1 protein-coding gene and 1 pseudogene are annotated in these 662 nt (G+C 62.8%); both read right to left on the reverse strand.

From position 1 onward, the window contains the following. The coding region (locus tag AC1D1X_RS25115; protein ID WP_477699608.1) for a phage holin family protein at positions 1–291 on the reverse strand (291 nt) is incomplete at its 3' end. 164 nt (positions 292–455) lie between these two features. Beyond that, a pseudogene (locus AC1D1X_RS25120) lies at positions 456–662 on the reverse strand (hypothetical protein); the annotation flags it as partial.

A 662-nucleotide genomic window follows, 5' to 3' on the forward strand; every position in this document is an offset into this window, starting at 1 on the left:
CAGTGAGCCTATCAGCGCGGCGGTAAAGCCCGTGACCTTCAGGCTGTCAATCAGACCGGCCGCAGCCCAGAACATCAGCGCGTTGATGACAAACAGGAACAAGCCCAGCGTCACCAGCGTGACGGGCAGCGTCAGCAGAACCAGGATCGGGCGCACCACCATGTTCAGCGCACCAAGTACCGCCGCGGCAATCAGTGCTCCGGTGAAACTGGTCACCACGACCCCGGGGTAGAGATAGGCAACGGCCAGCAAGGCCGCTGCGCTTAAAAGCCATTTGAGGATAAGTTTCATGGGCAAAGAATACCACCGGCCTGCCCGATTCGGCCCCCATCCCTCTGGCAAGCAGAAGCCGCGTGCCCGGGGTTGTACACGGTCTTTTGTGTCCGTGTGCAACCCGATTCAGCGGATCAAGCCGGGGAGGTGGCCCTCCCGACTTCAGCACGAAGTGAAAGCCGTCAGTCGCTTGCGACCAGCAGCCCGGCACCTGCCAGTGCCGTGGCATAACCCAGGATGCCGTGGCTTTCCTGGGCCTGCGTTGCCGTGACCGGTTGCATGTCCTGGCCGAATTTCGGCCGCCGGGCATCCAGCACGCGTGCAACGCCATACTGCCTGATGAGGCCYTCGGTCTGGGTGATCAGGGTGGCCTGACCCAGCTGGCGCAG

This window comes from Polaromonas sp. P1_G4, from assembly GCF_056405475.1.